10 protein-coding genes are annotated in these 15,058 nt (G+C 64.7%); 6 read left to right on the top strand and 4 right to left on the bottom strand.

The genetic code is table 11. From position 1 onward, the window contains the following. Positions 1-203 precede the first annotated feature (203 nt). Complete coding sequence (locus BPHYT_RS05245) at positions 204-671, top strand: hypothetical protein (protein WP_012432119.1); 468 nt, start codon at positions 204-206, stop codon at positions 669-671. Positions 672-822: 151 nt separating this feature from the next. On the opposite strand, the gene BPHYT_RS05240 is transcribed toward BPHYT_RS05245, so the two are convergent. Genes BPHYT_RS05240 through hemC form a run of 3 tightly spaced genes read right to left on the bottom strand, consistent with a single transcriptional unit; the run spans position 823 to position 5,062 of the window. Next, positions 823-2,013 carry a heme biosynthesis protein HemY gene (locus BPHYT_RS05240; protein WP_012432118.1) on the bottom strand — a complete coding sequence of 397 codons (1,191 nt, stop codon included), beginning with the start codon at positions 2,011-2,013 and terminating at the stop codon, positions 823-825. A gap of 2 nt (positions 2,014-2,015) precedes the next feature. After that, positions 2,016-4,034: a fused uroporphyrinogen-III synthase HemD/membrane protein HemX gene (gene hemDX / locus BPHYT_RS05235; RefSeq protein WP_012432117.1), complete on the bottom strand. Its 2,019-nt coding sequence runs from the start codon at positions 4,032-4,034 to the stop codon at positions 2,016-2,018. Continuing rightward, on the bottom strand, positions 4,034-5,062 hold the full coding sequence (hemC, locus tag BPHYT_RS05230; protein WP_012432116.1) for a hydroxymethylbilane synthase: 1,029 nt from the start codon (positions 5,060-5,062) through the stop codon (positions 4,034-4,036). Before hemC ends, hemDX begins: the two co-directional genes overlap by 1 nt. A 403-nt stretch (positions 5,063-5,465) precedes the next feature. Between hemC and ppc the strand changes: the two genes are divergently transcribed. Next, the gene (gene ppc, locus BPHYT_RS05225; RefSeq protein ID WP_012432115.1) at positions 5,466-8,693 is read left to right on the top strand and encodes a phosphoenolpyruvate carboxylase; all 3,228 of its coding nucleotides are present in this window, start codon (positions 5,466-5,468) and stop codon (positions 8,691-8,693) included. Positions 8,694-8,815: 122 nt separating this feature from the next. Here the strand turns inward: ppc and BPHYT_RS05220 are convergent, their stop codons facing one another. Continuing rightward, positions 8,816-9,568, bottom strand: coding sequence for a class I SAM-dependent methyltransferase (locus BPHYT_RS05220; RefSeq protein WP_012432114.1), 753 nt, complete (start codon positions 9,566-9,568; stop codon positions 8,816-8,818). A gap of 154 nt (positions 9,569-9,722) precedes the next feature. Between BPHYT_RS05220 and BPHYT_RS05215 the strand changes: the two genes are divergently transcribed. The 4 genes from BPHYT_RS05215 (at position 9,723) to BPHYT_RS05200 (ending at position 14,845) form a co-directional block, all read left to right on the top strand. Further along, complete coding sequence (locus BPHYT_RS05215) at positions 9,723-10,535, top strand: helix-turn-helix transcriptional regulator (protein ID WP_012432113.1); 813 nt, start codon at positions 9,723-9,725, stop codon at positions 10,533-10,535. A 170-nt stretch (positions 10,536-10,705) separates the two neighbouring features. After that, complete coding sequence (gene argH / locus BPHYT_RS05210; RefSeq protein WP_012432112.1) at positions 10,706-12,112, top strand: argininosuccinate lyase; 1,407 nt, start codon at positions 10,706-10,708, stop codon at positions 12,110-12,112. A 453-nt stretch (positions 12,113-12,565) separates the two neighbouring features. Next, the gene (locus BPHYT_RS05205; protein ID WP_238535628.1) at positions 12,566-13,024 is read left to right on the top strand and encodes an energy transducer TonB family protein; all 459 of its coding nucleotides are present in this window, start codon (positions 12,566-12,568) and stop codon (positions 13,022-13,024) included. 513 nt (positions 13,025-13,537) lie between these two features. Further along, positions 13,538-14,845 (top strand): MFS transporter, encoded by a 1,308-nt coding sequence (locus BPHYT_RS05200; protein WP_012432110.1) that lies wholly within the window; start codon positions 13,538-13,540, stop codon positions 14,843-14,845. Positions 14,846-15,058: the final 213 nt, after the last annotated feature.

Here is a 15,058-nt window from a genome sequence, read left to right as displayed (position 1 = left end):
CCTGTTTGTTACGTCCGCACCCCGCTCAGGCGGGAGTGCGTCTATCTCTGCACGTCTATATTCAATGGGCGGGCCTTGGTAGGGGAGCCGCGAGGCTCGCCGGCTTGACGTAACACCGGTCTGTCACCCTGCCACGTGCCCGCTCACCCTCCCCCCAAAGATGCGTGTCCGGGCGACCCAAAGAATCAACAGGAGATCGCACCATGACCAGGTCCGTCAAAAATCAACCATCTTCGCGCCCCCCAGTCGACGCACTCCAGTACGAAAAACTAGCCCTTTCCGCATTCGATTTATGCGACCGGCAGGCAAATCAACTGGAAACCTTGATCACACTTGCGTCCTCAATAGTTAGAAATCCTGCGATTACCCACGAAGAAAGAAAGCGTCACCGAACGCTGCTCGAATTGCTGGTAGACACGGCCGAGCAGTACCAGCAGGAACTCGAATCCGACCGCGAGTTATTCCAGGTGATTGCACTCGACGCGAAGGGCATCCCGCGCAGCCGCATCACAGCGCAGCACGCGACGAACCTGCTAGCTGAAGCATCGCAAAGAGCAAAAGCGCTCAACGAAGAATCAAACGCTTCGCCCCGCAAAAAACCATCCACGAAAAGCGCGATGATCAAGTTGTCCTCCACCGCCGTGCAACAACCGTCCACTGCACCGCACTAAGCGATCAAATCAAGCACCAACAAAACAGGCCCAGCGTGAAGCATGAATAAAAAAATGGCCGCAGCATCCGCTGCGGCCATCACCTCATCTACCAGCAATTTCAAGCTCTCAAAACAGCGAGTTAACAACAAACGCGCCGCCCCAAAAACCCTCAAACAATATTCATCGCCAACGCACTTTCCCGATAATGCTGGCTCGCCTTTTCCGCATCGCCAAGCTGCTCATGCAGCCGCGCCAACGCACGATGCGAGCGAATCTTCAGCGTCTCGTTATCCGCGAGTTTCAGCGCGCGCTCAAGGAACGACTGCGCCTTACCCCACAACTGCTGGTGCAGACACAAGCGCCCCAGCGCGAACATCAAGTCCGCATCTTCCGGACGATCCTTCTGCCACCCTTCGGCCTTCTGAATCAACGGCAGTGCGTCGCCGCCCGCCGTATCCGGATACCGACGCAACAAGCGCGCATCCCAATTCTGCGCGAGCGCTTCCTCGACGATCTTGCGCGCTTCCTGCGGACGATTCAGCGCCACCAGCAACTCCGCAGCAAGATCCGCGAGCCGCGGTGAATGACGCTCAGTAGCCGACAACGAATTCCACAACTCCAGCAGCGCATCGGCATTGTGACGCCGGTCACGCAACAGGTTTTCCGCCGCGAGCTGGCGCAAACGCACCGCCACCGCCGGATGAATCGCCTCACGCTTTTCCAGCGTCTTGACGAGCTTGAGCACTTCGCCCCAGTTCTTCAACTGCTGCTGTGCGCGCAACATGATCTGCTGAGCGTGAATACGTCGCCCGCCCTGTGATTGCATTTGCGTCAGCGCGGTCAATGCGCCGTCCGCGTCGCGGCCATCAGCGCGCATATCGGCGGTGGCCATCAGACGTGCGTCTTGCCAGTCAGCCTCGTCGATCTGCGAAAGCCACTCGTCGCGCCGCGCATATTCATGCATACGATGCGCCGCCGTAGCCGCGATCAAACCCGCCGCGCCCTTGTTGTCGCCATTCGCGAGCGCATCCTTGGCGGCTTTCTCAGCACGCGAAAAACGCCCGGCGTACAGATTGCCGATCGCATCGCGCAACGCCGCATGCGCTTTCGCCACACGCGAGCGAGCGCGATAAGCAGCCACCCGCTGCGGCATGCGCCAGATATTGCGGAAGATGCGCAGCAGCGCATAGATCAGGATGAACAGCACCACCAACCCGACCACGAACAGGTTCAGCGATATATCGACGCGGTACGGCGGATAGATCAGCAGCACCTGTCCCATGTCGAAGCGCCCAACCACCGCCAGCACCACCGCGATGACGAACAGCAACGCAAGCCATAGAAGTCCCCGGATCGCCATGATTAACCTCGGCTCCGGTATTGATTGACGGCCTGCAGGCTCGTGTTCAGATTCGGCAATTCAACCGCGGCCGAGCCCGCTTCCACCTGCTTGACGAGATCGGTCACGGTCTGCGTTTTCTTCGACGAGTTGTCGAAGTAACGCGTGAGCGCATTCTGCGCCGCCTGAAGGTCGGACTTCAGCGTGGTCTCGTTGCGCGAGAGCAAGGCGAGACGCGCCGACAGCAAACGCAGCTTGAGATTCTCGCGCACGAAGTAGCCCTGATCGGGCGTGACCAGCATCGCGTCGGCGTTGTCGATGCGGCGCACCTGCACGAGGCTCGTCAACTGCTGGCCGATGCCGGTGCTCACTTCACGCCACCACACTTTCCAGCGCGGCTCGCCGGTGGCCGCGGCCACCTTGGCCGTGTCGGCCCAGGTCGCGGCTTGCGGCGTGGCGTGGGCAATCGGTGCTTCGCCGGAGAGCGGCAGGTTGTCGACCTGGTCGATTGCGTTGTCGAGCTTGATGGCCATGCCCGTGAGATCGGTGGAAGGCGCGGCCTTCAGCTTGTCGATGTCCTGCGCGATGGCCTTGCGCACGGCGACCGCTTGCGGACTGTCCGAGGCGGCGAGACGCGTGTCGGCGCTTTGCAGCGCGAACAACGCAAGCTGCGTGTTGCCGGTGAGCTGCAACTGCTGGCTGGCGGCGGAGAGCATCTGGCCGACTTCGGCGAGCGTCCAGTCGTCGCGATTGCGCGCGAGATCCGCATATTGCTGTTGCAGCGCCTGCTGCGAGGTCTGCGCATCGGCGAGCTTGCCTTCGAGTTGCGCAACCTGCGATTCCGACTGATGCACCGTGGCGAGCGCCTGCTCCGTCTTGATGCGCAGTTCGTTGGTCTGCGTGTCGTTGGCTTGCTGGCGCTGCGCGAGCTGCTGCTCCGTACGCTCCACCTTGCGATTGAGCGCATAGCCGCCCACGCCCGCGGCACAAGCAATGATCACGACGACAAACCACAGCAGCGGTCCGCTCGCGCTATGGCGCTTTTGCGCTTCGTAGGGCGTGAAGGGTTGATTCGGCGGCAACGCAGTGGTCGCGGCCGGCTGGGGTGAAGCGTTCGTGGATGCGTTCGTTTCAGTCATGCGTGATTTAGCCGGTGAATGAGCCGGGTTGGACGATACCGGTTGGACGACGGCCGGGACGGCGGCAATCAAGGCGCGGGCAATGCGCTCATCGCCCGCGCCGGACACCGTCATGCTATCAAAACCCAATGCCCGCGCGGTCTGCGCGATACGGGGATGCGGCGTGACGAGCGCGGCGCGTTTGAGCTGCGCGATCTCGTCGGCGGTGAGGTGGTCGTGCGCCAGTTCGTTCAGGTTGCGCACACCTTCGGAACTGGTGAGCAGCCACGCGTGCGGCACGCCTGCGAGCAACTCGTGCACGCGCGCCCAGGCGCCGATCGACGGTTCCGGCACGAGGCGCCGGTATGCCGCGACCGTGTCGACCTCGGCGCCGGCTTCGCGCAGACGCTCGGCGAGCCACTCGCGTCCGCCGTCGCCGCGCACGATCAGCACGCGCTTGCCTTCGAGACTGGTTGCGCCGAGCGCCGCATCGATCGCGGCGAACAGACCTTCGGAATCGAAGCGCGCGGTGTCTTCATCCGAACCGGACGGCGGGCTGATCACGTTGTACGCCGGTGCGGCGACGCCATGGCGCGCGAGCGCCTGCACGCTGCCCGGCCCGACCACGCCGATCGGCAACGCATGCGGCCAGATCGAGTCGCTCTGAGCGAAGGCGTGATCGACCGCATTCGGCGACACGAACACGACGAGCGCATAGCGTTCGAGCGAGGCCAACGCGGCGCGCAACGGCGCGTCGTCAATGACAGGGGCGATGTCGATCAGCGGAAAGTCGAGCGTGGCGATGCCGGCGGCGGCGAGCCGCGCGATCAGTTCGTTCGACTGACCGGCCGGTCGTGTAATCACGACCGTGAACACCGCCTTGTCGACGGATGAAGAAGTGTTGCCTGGGATATCGGCCGCCATCACTCGCCGGTCGCCGCGCTGTCCGCCGCACCGTCTTCCGCTGCGCCCTGCTTCGCCGCGGCGGGACCGCTGGCGGCGCTGAGCGCACGCACGATGTCCATCGCGCCCTGCTGCTCGAGCGCGCTCGCCACTTCCTGGCCGAGCGCGACCGCGCGTTCGACGCTAGGCGCCGGCGCCGATGCCTGCGCGCTCAGCACGCGCTGCCCGTCAGGCGTGGCGACGATGCCGCGCAGATGCAGCGCGCCGTCGCGCCATGTGGCATAGGCGGCAAGCGGCACCTCGCAACTGCCGCCGAGCGCGCGCGACACCATGCGCTCCGCTTCGACGGCGGCTGCCGTGTGGTCGTGATGCAACGGTGCGAGCCATGCCGCGAGGTCCGCGCGGTCGGCGCGAATCTCGATGCCGAGCGCGCCCTGGCCCGCTGCGGGCAAACTGTCTTCGGGATCGAGCAGCGCGCGGATGCGCTCGCCCAGACCCAGACGCTTCAGGCCGGCTGCGGCCAGAATGATCGCCGCGTAATCGCCGCGATCGAGTTTCGACAGACGCGTGTCCAGATTGCCGCGCAACGGCCGCACTTCGAGATGCGGATAACGCATGCGCAGCATGGCCTCGCGGCGCAGGCTGGAAGTGCCGACCACGGCGCCGGCCGGCAGTGCCGCGAGCGAGTCGTAGTCATTGGAGACCAGCGCGTCGCGCGGATCTTCGCGCTCCATGATGGTGGACAGCGCGAAGCCTGCGGGCAACTCCATCGGCACGTCTTTGAGCGAGTGCACGGCGAGGTCCGCGCGGCCGTCGGCGAGAGCGGCTTCGAGTTCCTTCACGAAGAGGCCCTTACCACCAACCTTCGACAAAGTGCGATCGAGAATTTGATCGCCACGTGTTGTCATTCCGAGGATTTTTACGTCACAAGATGGATATAATTTGTGCAGCGCACATCGCACATGCTCCGCTTGCCACATGGCCAGGCGGCTTTCTCGCGACGCAATCACAAGCGTGTGGGGTGGCGTTGAAAACGTCTCGGTGTTCATTAGCTTGCTGATCGAATGACGGGATGTAATAACGAACAATGTTAGCACGCGCCCTTGCGTCTCAAGACGCAGCCAGGCGCCGTGCTGAAGCGGTATCGATGGAGGAGACGGGCTTCGCGCGGCGCGCGCCTGCCCTGTCCCGGCATGTTCACGCACGGTCGTTCGCGCACCGGGCCGCCGCATGCGGGATGATGCGGTGCGGCGTACTGCGCCGCATGCGCCTCGAACGAGTGTCGTGCAAGCGCGCGGCACGCTTCAGGCGCACAGTCTTCTCTCAGGCGTATCGCCATCGGCGCATACCGTTTCGCGCAGTTCCCTTGCAGTTCACGTTGCAGTTCATAGTGCAGTTCCGCAGTAGCAGTTCATCACTCAACAGACCCTGGCTTCCCTGAGGAAACCCATCGTGACGTCTTCCGGATCGGCGCGCCCTGCCCGCCGCAACACTGCATTGCCCAACGCTCGCGCGGCCGACGCCGCCCAGCCGGCCGCTTCTGCCATCGCTTCTGCCGCCGCCTCGGCCACAACCGCTGCCGAGTCCACATCGGCCAAACGCGCCGGCAAACCCGCTCAGGCCGCTCACGCCGCCAAAGCCGGCAAGGCCGCCAAAACCTCCACGCCCGTCAAGACGGACAAGGCCGTGAAGGCAGTCAAGACGGGTAAGACGACGCAAGCCGCAGCCACCGTCAAGGCGCAGAAACCGGCCAAGGCCGCTTCCGCGAAGATCAAGGTCGTTGCCAACGCGCCGCAAGCGCCCGCGCTGCAGGCCGTGGCGGAGCAATCACCAGCGTCCGCAAACACATCGGCGCCGAAGGGCAATGGCCGCACGCGCGAGGACAAGGACCATCCGCTGTTCCAGGACATCCGCTATCTCGGGCGCCTGCTCGGCGACGTGCTGCGCGAACAGGAAGGCGACGCGGTGTTCGACGTCGTCGAAACGATCCGCCAGAACGCCGTGCGCTTTCGCCGCGAAGACGACAGCGCCGCCGCGCAAACGCTCGACAAGAAACTGCGCTCGCTGAGCCCGGAGCAAACGGTCAGCGTGGTGCGCGCGTTCAGCTACTTCTCGCACCTCGCGAACATTGCCGAAGACCGCCACCGCAACCGCCGTCACCGCATTCACGCACTGGCCGGTTCGACCTCGCAGCCGGGCACGATTGCCCATGCGCTCGAACGGCTGGTCGAAGCCAACGCGGCCGCCACGCCGGTCCTGCAGCAGTTCTTCAACGACGCGCTGATCGTGCCGGTGCTCACCGCGCACCCGACCGAAGTGCAACGCAAGAGCATTCTCGACGCGCAACACGACGTCGCGCGTCTGCTCGCCGAACGCGATCAGCAGTTGACCGAGCGCGAGCGCGCGCACAACGAAGCGATGCTGCGCGCCCGCGTCACGTCGCTATGGCAAACGCGCATGTTGCGCGATTCGCGCCTCTCCGTGGCCGACGAAATCGAGAACGCGCTGTCGTACTACCGCGCCACTTTCCTCACCGAAATTCCGGCGCTCTACGCCGATATCGAAGAAGCGCTCACCGAGCACGGCATCGACGCGCGCCTGCCGCCGTTCTTCCAGATGGGCAGCTGGATCGGCGGCGACCGCGACGGCAATCCGAACGTCACGGCCGAGACGCTCGAAAACGCGATCACCCGCCAGGCCGCGGTGATCTTCGAGCACTACATGGAACAGGTGCACAAGCTCGGCGCGGAGTTGTCGGTGTCGAACCTGCTGGCCGGCGCCAGCGAAGCCCTGAAGGAACTCGCCGCGATCTCGCCCGACCAGTCGCCGCACCGCACCGACGAACCGTATCGCCGCGCGTTGATCGGCATGTACACGCGGCTCGCCGCGAGCGCGCGCGTGCGCCTCGGCGAAGGCAGCGTGCCGGTGCGCAGCGCGGGCCGCGGCGTGGCGCCGATCCGCGCCAAGCCGTACGACGACTCGTCCGAATTCGTGCGCGACCTGCACGTGCTGATCGATTCGCTCGCCGAGCATCATGGCGCGCCGCTCGCCGCGCCGCGTCTGTCGCCGCTCGCGCGCGCCGCCGAAGTGTTCGGCTTCCATCTGGCGAGCATCGACTTGCGCCAGAGCTCCGACATTCACGAAGCGGTAATCGCCGAACTGCTCAAGCGCGCCGGCGTCGAGGACGACTACGCGGCACTCACCGAAGAAGACAAGCTCAAGGTGCTGCTTGCCGAACTGGCGCAGCCGCGTTCGCTACGCCTGCCATACGCGGAATACTCCGATCTCGTGAAGAGCGAGCTCGGCGTGCTCGAGGAAGCCCGCATCACGCGTGAGAAATTCGGCGCGCGCGCGGTGCGCAACTACATCATTTCGCACACGGAGACCGTGAGCGATCTGGTCGAAGTAATGTTGCTGCAAAAGGAAACCGGCCTGCTGCGCGGACGCCTGGGCGATGCGAACGATCCGGCGCAAGCGGGCCTGATGGTGATCCCGCTGTTCGAGACGATCCCCGACTTGCGCAACGCGCCGCACATCATGCGCGATCTGATCGCGCTGCCGGGCGTCGACGCGCTGATCGAACATCAGGGCAACGAGCAGGAAGTCATGCTCGGCTATTCGGACAGCAACAAGGACGGCGGCTTCCTCACGTCGAACTGGGAGTTGTACCGCGCCGAACTCGCGCTGGTGTCGCTTTTCAACGAACGCGGCGTGACGCTGCGCCTGTTCCATGGACGCGGAGGCACCGTCGGCCGCGGCGGCGGTCCGACCTATCAGGCGATTCTGTCGCAGCCGCCCGGCACCGTCGACGGCCAGATCCGCTTGACCGAGCAAGGCGAAGTGATCGCGAGCAAGTTCGGCAATCCGGAGATCGGCCGGCGCAATCTGGAAACGGTGGTCGCCGCCACGCTCGAAGCATCCTTGCTGCCGCACGACATTGCGCCGGCGCAATTGCCCGCGTTCGAAGAAACCATGCAGCAGTTGTCGGACGCGGCGATGGCGTCGTACCGCGCGCTGGTCTACGAAACGCCGGGCTTCAAGGAGTATTTCTTCGAGTCGACGCCGATCGCGGAGATCGCCGAGTTGAACATCGGCAGCCGTCCGGCCTCGCGCAAATTGCAGGATCCGAAGCAACGCAAGATCGAAGATCTGCGCGCGATTCCGTGGGGCTTCTCATGGGGCCAATGCCGTTTGCTGCTGACCGGCTGGTACGGTTTCGGCAGCGCGGTGGCCACGTACCTGGACAGCGCGCCGACCGACGCCGAACGCAAGAGCCGTCTCGCGTTGCTGAAAAAAATGCACAAGACCTGGCCGTTCTTCGCGAACCTGCTGTCGAACATGGACATGGTGCTGGCAAAGACCGACCTCGCGGTCGCGTCGCGCTACGCCGCGCTCGTGTCCGACAAGAAGCTGCGCAAGCACGTGTTCGAGCGGATCGTCGCGGAGTGGGAGCGCACGTCGAAGGTGTTGTCGGAGATCACGGGCAAGAGCGAACGGCTCGCGGAGAACCCGCTGCTCGCGCGTTCGATCAAGAACCGCTTCCCGTATCTCGATCCGCTGAATCACTTGCAGGTGGAGTTGCTCAAGCGTCACCGCGCGGGCGACACGAACGCGCGCGTGCGGCGCGGGATTCATTTGAGCATCAACGGGATTGCGGCGGGCTTGCGCAATACGGGTTAAGCACGCAAGCGGTTCACGGCAGGCAACTGAGCGCGCACATTGCGGCGCGCCCGGTTGCCTGCCGTATTCTGGCTAACCGCATAATCAGCCGGGCGCGACGCAGTTCGTCGCGCCCGGTTTTTTTATTGCGCTTCGATCATCAACGCGTCGAGCTTGAATGAGCCGTCTTCCTGCACGTCGAAATATTGACGGACTTCATCCGGCGAATTCGCCCACATCGAGCGGATCGCCACCACGCGCGGTTCCGGCGTGCGCATGCGCGCCACCCACGAACTGAACTCGATATCGATGCGCCAACGCTCGCGAATCGATGCCTTGAACCCGGCCGTGGCAAACAACGCGAGCCACTCGTCGGCGCGGTAATCGCGGATATGCGAGCCGTCGCGCAACAACTCGATGGCCTGGATATGCGTGTCGAGCAGCGGATGATCGATGCCGGCGATATCGATGAACAACACCTTGCCGCCCGGCTTGAGCACACGCCGCACTTCGGCGAGCGCGAGCGGCATGTCGTGCCAGTGGTGCGCGCTCATCCGGCTGATCACCCAGTCGAACGAATGATCGGCGAACGGCAGCACTTCGGCCGCGCCTTGCTGCGTGCGGATATTGGCAAGACCGCGCTCCTTCGCGGCGCCCTCCACCGTCGCCAGCATTTGCGGCGCGATGTCATAGGCGACCACTTCTCGCGCGTGCGGGGCGACCGCGAAGCTCGCGTGGCCCGCGCCGCAACCCATGTCGAGCACCGTCGCATCCGGCGTCGCCGCGATCGATTCGGCCAGCGCGCGCAGATCGGCGCCGGTGGCGTGGGTCGGGCTCGTCAGATAGGCGGCGGCGGTCGAGCCGAAGGCGTCGGCGACCTGATCGTGATGCTTCATGGGAGGCTCCGGTTATGTATTTGGGGCACGCTGGAAGCGCGTGGTGCAGTTCCAGCCGCTACAATAGAGCGCGCTGTGTACCAGTACAAGTTAAGCAATTATTCTGGTATCGCCATTACCTGCCTCCCCTTCTACGACCTACCGCCCGCTCAGCATGACCACGCCGTCTTCCGCCGACAACCCGCCGCCGCTCGACGCCACCCCGGCGCGCGCGCTCGGCGACTTCATCCGCGCTCACCGTGAGCGGCTCTCGCCGCAAGCGGTCGGCTTGCCGCCAGGTCCGCGCCGCCGCACGCCAGGCTTGCGGCGCGAGGAAGTCGCGCAACTGTGCGGCGTGAGTCCGACCTGGTACACGTGGATCGAACAGGGGCGCCCGGTCTCCGCTTCCGCCGAAGCGCTCGCGCGCATCGCAGTCGCGTTGCAACTGTCGCGCGCCGAGCGGGCGTATCTGTTTGAACTGGCCGCCCAGCGCGACCCGGCGGAGCCCGATCCGGCCGCCGCCGATGCGCCCGCCACCTTGCTGGAAACCGTGCAGCTCGTGAGCGCGCCAGCCTATGTGCTCGACCGCCAATGGAATGCACTCGCGTGGAACGAGCGCGCCACGGACCTGTTCGTCGGCTGGCTGGACGGCGCGCACGACCGCAATCTGCTGCGCTACACCTTCACGGAAGCGGCCGCGCGCGAGCTGATCGTCGATTGGGAAATACGTGCGCGGCGGCTCGCCGCCGAATTCCGCGCCGACTCGATCCGCCATCTGAACGACGCGCCCACCCGCGCGCTGATCGACTCGCTTACCGCCGCGAGCGACGCGTTCGCGCGCTTCTGGGCCTCGCAGGACGTGGGCGGCCGCGAAGGCGGACGGCGCGAGTTCAACCATCCGCGCGACGGCCGCCTCGTGTATGACCAGATCACGTTCAAACCCGCGCATCGCGAAGATCTGAAACTGGTGGTGCTGGTGCGCGAATAGGCGACGGGAGACAGCCGCGGCGCACGGCGTCTTTAAGCCTCCCGGCCAGTGTTAAAATCCCTGTCTTTCCTCGCTTCGGCGTCACCTTTGCACGGCATGTGCATTCGCGTCGTCAGCCTCTTCACCGCTCGCTCAACTGCTGCTTAACTGCCGCTTAACTGCCCAACACCATGACGTCCCAACTGCACAAAAAAGGCGAAGCCTGGTCGGCTCGCTTCTCGGAGCCGATGTCGGAGCTTGTCAAACGCTACACGTCGTCGGTTTTCTTCGACAAGCGTCTGGCGCTCGTCGACATTGAAGGGTCGCTCGCGCACGCCTCGATGCTGGCCGCGCAAAAGATCATCGCCGCCGACGACCTCGCCGCGATTCAACGCGGCATGGCGCAGATCAAGGGCGAAATCGAGCGAGGCGAGTTCGAGTGGCAACTCGATCTGGAAGACGTGCACCTGAACATCGAAGCGCGCCTGACCGCGCTGATCGGCGATGCCGGCAAGCGGCTGCACACCGGCCGCTCGCGTAACGACCAGGTCGCGACGGATATCCGTTTGTGGCTGCGCGGCGAGATCGACCGCATCGGCGGCTTGCTGACCGAATTGCGCACCGCGCTGCTCGACATGGCGGAGAAAAACGCTTCGACCATCATGCCGGGCTTCACGCATCTGCAAGTGGCGCAGCCGGTCACGTTCGGGCATCACCTGCTCGCCTACGTCGAAATGTTCTCGCGCGACGCCGAGCGCATGATCGACTGCCGCAAGCGCGTGAACCGTCTGCCGCTCGGCGCGGCCGCGCTCGCCGGCACCAGCTATCCGATCGACCGCCACGCGGTGGCGAAGACGCTGGGTTTCGACGGCATCTGCGCGAACTCGCTCGACGCCGTGTCCGACCGCGACTTCGCGATCGAATTCACGGCGGCCTCGGCGCTCGTCATGACGCACGTCTCGCGCTTCTCCGAAGAACTCGTGCTGTGGATGAGCCCGCGTGTCGGCTTCATCGATCTGGCGGACCGCTTCTGCACCGGCTCGTCGATCATGCCGCAGAAGAAAAACCCGGACGTGCCCGAACTCGCACGCGGCAAGACCGGCCGCGTGAACGGCCATCTGATCGCGCTGCTCACGCTGATGAAAGGCCAGCCCCTCGCGTACAACAAGGACAATCAGGAAGACAAGGAGCCGCTGTTCGATACCGTCGACACGGTTGCGGATACGCTGCGCATCTTCGCTGAAATGGTCGCCGGTATTTCGGTGAAGCCGCAAGCCATGCGCGACGCCGCGCTGCAAGGCTTCTCCACGGCAACCGATCTGGCCGACTATCTGGTCAAGCGCGGCCTGCCGTTCCGCGACGCGCACGAAGCGGTGGCGCTGGCCGTGCGCGTCTGCGCGGATCGCGGCTGCGATCTGGCGGATCTGACGCTCGAGGAAATGCGCAAGGAACTGCCGAACGTCGCGCATTTGATCGGCGAGGACGTGTTCTCGTATCTGACGCTGGAAGGCTCGGTGGCGAGCCGCAATCATCCGGGCGGCACGGCGCCGGAACAGGTGCTCGCGGCGGTGAAAGCGGCACGTGCGGCGCTGAAGTAAGCGGACGCGCGGCATGCGGTGAGCGCGTACTACGCGCCCATCGCTTGCTTGGTTCCTGCACGCAGCTTGCGGATAGAAGGCGAACCCGATATCGGGTTCGCCTTTTGTTTTTCGCATCGCGTCGCAGGGCTCGCGCGAGCCGCGCCGCAAAAAGAAAAAGCCCGCGCGAAGCGGGCTAAATGAAAGACTTCCACCGATGCCTCCCGAAAGAGGCCATCGAAGTGTAGGCGCGTTTTCGCCGCCAACCAATTCGCTCATATTTCAGCCTATTACAGACGGTTGGGCCACATACAGCGGGCGAACGCTAATTGCTTCCTGGCGGATTTTGACTACCATCAAATCAGCCCTGTCTTTGCTGTTTCCCCGACCATGTTCACTCGCACGCGTCACCTTCGCCCTTGCAACGAACGCGGCGTTTGCAGCGTCGGCGGATGGCCCGCGCATGTGCGCGGCATGCTCCTCGTAGTCGGCCTGGTTATCGGCATCGGCATGGCGGGCTGCACCATCACACCGCCGCCACGCGCCAGCGTGCCGACGCCCGCTGCCGCCATCAACAGCGCGACGCTCGACCAGTACCGCGATGCCGTGGCCAGACGCATCCTCGAACGCAATCCGTCTTATGTGCTGCGCGGCACGCCGCAAGCGATGCTGCGCTCGCTGGTCGTGGTCTCGTTCACGGTGGATAGTAATGGCCGCGTGCTGGAGTCGTCGGTGTATCGCACCAACGGCGACGACGAAGCCGAAAGCACCGCGCTCGCCAGCTTGCGGCGCGCCGCGCCGCTGCCGCAGCCGCCCGGCAAATTGCTGAACGGCCGTGGCCAGCTCGAGCTATTCGAAGACTGGCTGTTCAACGACAACGGCAAATTCCAGCTTCGCGAGTTCGCCTCGCCGCAAGCGCAGACCATCGATTGAACGCGGTTATATTCGCGCAAAGCGCGCGGCAAACCCGGCGTTGCCTTGCTGCGGCGCGGCCGTGCTCGCTATAATTTTCCGATTCCCTGCGCCGGAGCCTTCCGGCACCGCTCACGCCACCTGCTCACCCGCGGGCGCGGCATGAGCCCGATTGCAGCGCCGCCGCGCCATCCGCGAGCGCCGCCTGCTTGATGCGTGATGCGGCCTGTCGTTGCCGTGATCGCAAAACATCGCGGCTTCGCGCCGCGCCGGCCGCTCCGCCTTTCCTCGCACGTCGCAAGCGTCAGCCTCCCGCCTGGTTATTGCCCTGGTATGGCCGCTTTCGCGGGCAAACTTCGCCGGCTGCCGTTGTAAGCTGTTGCTTCGTTGTTTGCGTCGCCGGCGTCCCACGAGCCGCCCGCCGGTCCGCCGACAAAGCGAAACGCACGAATTTGAACAAAGATGCCGTCTCCACACGCACCACCGGCTTACGAACCGGGCGCCCGGCGGCATCACGACATTTGGAGACCCTGCATGTCCACTTCGCCGATTTCCGCGGCCCAGCCCAATGCGGCCGGGCAGAACAAGAGTTCGCGGATCATCTTCGCGAGCTTTATCGGCACCGCGATCGAGTTCTACGATTTCTATGTCTATGCGACCGCCGCGGCGCTCGTCATCGGACCGGTGTTTTTCCCGCATGGCTCGGCGACGGCGCAGGCCTTGTCGGCTTTCGTCACGTTCGGCATCGCCTTCGTGGCGCGGCCGATCGGCTCGTTCCTGTTCGGCCACTTCGGCGACCGGATCGGCCGTAAATCGACGCTGGTGGCATCGCTGCTGGTGATGGGCGTGTCCACCACGCTGATCGGTTTCGTGCCTGGCTACGACTCGATCGGCAGCCTCGCGCCGATCCTGTTGTGCATCTTGCGCTTCGGCCAGGGCATCGGCCTCGGCGGCGAATGGGGCGGCGCCGCGCTGCTCGCCACCGAGAACGCGCCGGCCGGCAAACGCGGCTGGTTCGGCATGTTCCCGCAACTCGGGCCGTCGATCGGCTTTCTGGCGTCCAACGGCCTGTTCTTCGCGCTGGCGCTCTCGTTGAGCGACGAGCAGTTTCGCAGCTGGGGCTGGCGCGTCCCGTTCCTCGTGAGCGCGGTGCTGGTTGCGCTCGGTTTGTACGTGCGCCTGAAAATCGCCGAGACGCCGGCGTTCCAGGCGGCGATCGAACGTCAGGAACGCGTCAAGGTGCCGATCGCCACCCTGCTGTCGCAACACTGGGTGCCGACCCTGCTCGGCGCGCTCGCGATGGTGGTCTGCTACACGCTGTTCTACAACGCCACCACGTTTTCGCTGTCGTACGGCGTTTCCGTGTTGCATATTCCACGGCCGACCTTCCTCGGCCTGCTGTGCATCGCTGTGGTGTTCATGGCGCTCGCCACGCCGCTGTCGGCCTGGGCCGCAGACCGCTATGGGCGCAAGCCGGTGCTGATCGTCGGCATCATCGCGGCGATCCTGTCGGGCTTTACGATGGCGCCGCTGCTCGGCAGCGGACAGACGTCGCTGGTGCTGCTGTTCCTCGTCATCGAACTGTTTCTGATGGGCGTAACCTTCGCGCCGATGGGCGCGCTGCTGCCGGAGTTGTTCCCCACCAACGTGCGCTATACCGGCGCCGGTGTGTCGTACAACCTCGGTGGGATTCTCGGCGCCTCCGTCGCGCCGTATATCGCGCAGATGCTCGCCGCGCGCGGCGGCCTGCCGTGGGTGGGCGCATATGTGTCGATCGCCGCGGCCGTCAGCATGATCGGCGTGCTGTGCATGCGTGAAACGCGCGATACGCAGTTGATGTAACGAAAGGCGCCGAACCCGGCGCTTTTACTTTTCGCTCTCCGCTCTCCGCTCTTTGCGCTTTGCTCTTCGCTCGATGCCGCCCGGCGCGACTCTCACGTCGCGGCGGCATAGCCCACCTCCCCGCCGCGTCACGCTCTGCGCTTGCCGAGCATTCCTGAGTAAATTCCCTGCCTTGCACGTCTTTTTGACATGCCTATACTCGATTCAAAATAA

The organism is Paraburkholderia phytofirmans PsJN (genome assembly GCF_000020125.1).
GTDB classification, from domain to species: domain Bacteria; phylum Pseudomonadota; class Gammaproteobacteria; order Burkholderiales; family Burkholderiaceae; genus Paraburkholderia; species Paraburkholderia phytofirmans.
Note: the sequence above shows the minus strand (reverse complement) of the source record. Positions and strands in the feature narration are given on the sequence as shown.